Raw genomic sequence first — 1,768 nt, 5'->3', positions numbered from 1 at the left:
TGGTCGGCAACACTCTATCTACAAATTTAAGTATCTCATAAAAATAGATACTCTTGGGTTTATAGGTACATCCCGTCCCTAAAAAACCTAACTTAATCATACGAGGAGGAAGCAGAAGATGATTGAAGTATGCGTTACAGTTAATTATAACGATAGAAATTATCAAACAAATGTTATTGTGAATAAAGATACGATATGGAAAAAAATTAAACAGTTGGCAGAAGAACAAGTGAAGAAACAGTGGAGTGTTTAAATGTATTTTTAACTTAAAAAGCTAAATGAAGTTATGGAATCTATTTCTTTATGCTAAGAGTGGTTCTTATATATTTTAACGTTCAACTAACCTATCTGTAATGTTTATGGCTACAGTATGTTAATATAGGAGAAACAATATTTTTGATTGTAGGAGGAAAACAATGAACAGCGACTTTACCTTGGCCATACACAGTTTAACTTATTTAGCTTTACAGCCAGACCGGATGTCAACAAGTAATGCTATTTCAGAAAGTGCAGGTGTTCACCCAGTACGCATTCGCAAAGTACTAAGTTTGTTAAAAAAACATAAGTTTATACAATCGAAAGAGGGAACTGGTGGAGGTTTTATTTTCGCTCGCGATTTAGATGAAATTAATCTTTGGCATATTTATCAGATAACCTCTGAAGGTGCTTTGCAGCCGAAGTGTCCAGAATCAAACAATCAGTGTGTTGTAGGTTCGAACATGCGAAAAGTTCTTTTCGCTATTTTCTTAGGTGCTGAAGAGCATCTAGGTGAATACTTAAAGAATTATACAATGAAAGAAGTTGTTGACCTTATCAATCAAGAGCGTTAAGCGGCTTAATTATTATATAGCCGTGAGTTCTTAACACTTAAATGTAATGAAAAATATTACAGTATAATTTGTTTTTATATCTTTTTTATCGTCACAAAAAATATTTATAGGAAGGTGAAACGGTATGATGTCAAATAATAATCATGTTTTAAAAGTAGGAGATTGGGTTCGTGGAATATCAAATGAAGGTGAATTAATAGTTGGTTATATTGTATCACTTGATGATGTAGAGGATATAGTTACAGTTAGTATTGTGAAACGTGACGGCCAGTACACAATAAACGAAGCGATTTTACTCTTTAGTAAACACGTTAACAAACTCCCTGAATCAAAGGTAATAAATAAGGAACAAATCCTTTATCTTATAGATCTTGCATTATTAACGGGGGATGAAGAATGGTTTATCGAGCTTTCTTCAAAATTAAACTCGATAAAAGAGCTAGTTAATGAGGGATTTTAAAATTTAAACTTTTGAGGGTGCACACAATCCGCCTTATGGAGAGGACACAATTACTTTTCGCATAAAAGGAAATGATGTAAAAACGATTCATTACAAACATAGAGATATCCCTGAAGAAGAGCCGAACAAACTACAATTAAGATGATATTGAAGTGATTTGTTTGTGTAGTCCTGATAACGATAATTATGTAAATGAGCTGTCCATATGGGGCAGCTTTTTTGTTTTTTGCTCAGTGTAGCTTTTTAAATTGTATATGAATTCAATATTAATAATATATATCCTAAAATTTGGTTTTTTGTATTTTGGGATTTTTTTCTTTTTACCTACATTAATTATTTATTAGAATATCTTTTATGTTTAAAATAAAATTTTTTGATAAAAGACCTGCGGTAGTATGTCAACTGAAGAATAATATCTTTTGAAGTTATCAAAGGACAAATTGCTTAAAAAAGACATCACGAAACTAGACCAGTATTT

The 1,768-nt window shown here is 31.4% G+C and carries 3 protein-coding genes and 1 pseudogene; all 4 read left to right on the top strand.

Translation table 11 applies throughout. The annotated features are described in order from the left end of the window. Window positions 1-118 precede the first annotated feature (118 nt). Complete coding sequence (locus MR168_RS32750) at window positions 119-253, top strand: BA3454 family stress response protein (protein WP_023522572.1); 135 nt, start codon at window positions 119-121, stop codon at window positions 251-253. Between the two features lie 163 nt (window positions 254-416). Further along, complete coding sequence (gene saiR, locus MR168_RS32745) at window positions 417-830, top strand: Rrf2-family transcriptional regulator SaiR (protein WP_001083465.1); 414 nt, start codon at window positions 417-419, stop codon at window positions 828-830. A gap of 124 nt (window positions 831-954) precedes the next feature. Further along, window positions 955-1,290, top strand: a complete 336-nt coding sequence (locus MR168_RS32740; RefSeq protein WP_000987462.1) for an IDEAL domain-containing protein — start codon at window positions 955-957, stop codon at window positions 1,288-1,290. 7 nt (window positions 1,291-1,297) lie between these two features. Next, window positions 1,298-1,435: pseudogene (locus MR168_RS32735) on the top strand (DUF3888 domain-containing protein); the annotation flags it as partial. Window positions 1,436-1,768 lie beyond the last annotated feature (333 nt).

Origin of the sequence: Bacillus cereus group sp. BfR-BA-01356, assembly GCF_022663635.1 — a bacterium.
In the GTDB taxonomy this organism is placed as follows: domain Bacteria; phylum Bacillota; class Bacilli; order Bacillales; family Bacillaceae_G; genus Bacillus_A; species Bacillus_A cereus.
This window is presented reverse-complemented; position numbering and strand designations above follow the sequence as displayed.